This window comes from Martinezella dioscoreae, assembly GCF_009176305.1.
In the GTDB taxonomy this organism is placed as follows: Bacteria; Pseudomonadota; Alphaproteobacteria; order Rhizobiales; family Rhizobiaceae; genus Rhizobium; species Rhizobium dioscoreae.
In genome coordinates, this window is record NZ_BLAJ01000037.1 from 1 (window position 1) to 1,632 (window position 1,632).

Here is a 1,632-nt window from a genome sequence, read left to right on the forward strand (position 1 = left end):
TGTAGCCGCAAAGTTGAAGTGTCCTGTTTCTGCAAAGTTGGAATGTCACTCTCCCCGGGTTTTGATGACCTTGGGAGATTGCGGATGGGATTGATTGCGATGAGCGAGCGCGATCTGCAGCGGATTGAGGTTTTGTCGAAGGTGATCGACGGCCGGATGACGATCGTTTCGGCGGCGCGTGTCCTGGACTTGAGCACGCGCCAGGTTCGCCGGCTGTTGGAGCGGATCCGGACGACCGGTGCGGCATCGATCCGGCACAAGGCGATCGGCCGACCGTCGAACAATCGGATCAGCGATGGCGTTCGCGATTACGCGGTGACGCTGATTGGCGAACGCTATGCGGACTTCGGGCCGACGCTGGCGACGGAGAAGCTGGCCGAACGCGATGGCTTGCGGGTATCGCGTGAGACGGTGCGCAGCTGGATGGTCGAGGCTGGACTATGGCTGTCGCGCAAGCAGCGCCGGACGTTTCATCAGCCGCGGTTGCGGCGCGAGGCCTATGGCGAGCTGGTGCAGATCGACGGCTCCGAGCACCGCTGGTTTGAGGACCGTGGTAATCCGTGTTCGCTGCTGGTGTTCGTCGATGATGCGACCGGCAAGTTGATGCAGTTGCGCTTCGTGCGCTCGGAAAGTGCCTTCAGCTATTTCGAGGCGCTGGCGCTTTATCTCAAGCGTCATGGCGCACCGGTTGCCTTTTATTCAGACAAGCATTCGGTGTTCCGGGTGGCTAAAAAGGATGCAAAGGGTGGTCAGGGCATGACCCAGTTCGGACGTGCGCTTTGCGAGCTAAACATTGAGATTCTTTGCGCAAATTCGAGCCAGGCCAAGGGCCGTGTCGAGCGGATGAACCGGACGCTGCAGGACCGGCTGGTCAAGGAGTTACGGCTGGCGGGCATCTGCGACATGGAGGCGGGCAATGCGTTTTTGCCTGGCTTTATGGAGGACTACAATGCGCGGTTTGCGATTGCCCCTGCCCGGTCCGATGACCTGCATCGGCCGATAAACCTGGCGCCGGATCGATTGACTGAGATCCTGTGTAAGCGCGAGCAGCGCTATGTCGGATCGCAGCTGACGTTTTCGTTTGAGCGCCAGCGGATCATGCTGGAGGAGACCGAGGTGACGCGCGGATTGGCTGGTCGCTATGTCGAGACTTATGCCTATGCGGATGGTCGGCTGGATGTGCGTTGGAAGGGCTATTCCCTGCCCTATAGGACGTTCGACAAGGATCAGCGGGTGACGCATGCGGCGATCACCGAGAACAAACGCCTTGGTGATGTGCTGGCCTATATCAAGGAGCGTCAGGACCAGCAGCCGAAGCCAAAAGTGAAGACCAACAGCGAACGGATTGGCTACACACCGCGCGGCACCAAGCTTGGACGGAAGACGGATTTCCTGAACGATCCGAAGGTTCTTGCACGGCGTGAGACAGCGCTGTCGCGGCAGCAGGCCGCGGAGTAAACGGTTGATCGCATAGTCTCAAAGCTAAAGCCGAAGGGGTATGTTCCACCCGCCCCGATCTGATCTTGCAACCGGATCAGCCGGTCAGATCGGGGCTGGCCATCGTGCCGTGTGGCAGCTCAAGGTGACATTTTAACTTTGTGCTGCATCGGACATTCCAACTCCTTCGCCACA

1 protein-coding gene is annotated in these 1,632 nt (G+C 59.3%); it reads left to right on the top strand.

Annotation, left to right across the window (positions count from 1 at the left end):
* Positions 1–84: 84 nt before the first annotated feature.
* Positions 85–1,458: an ISNCY family transposase gene (locus GDN47_RS31785; RefSeq protein ID WP_152095058.1), complete on the top strand. Its 1,374-nt coding sequence runs from the start codon at positions 85–87 to the stop codon at positions 1,456–1,458.
* Positions 1,459–1,632: the final 174 nt, after the last annotated feature.

Coding starts and splice junctions, on each gene's coding strand:
- GDN47_RS31785 (WP_152095058.1), top strand. CDS start 85: ATGGGATTGATTGCGATGAGCGAGCGCGATCTGCAGCGGATTGAGGTT.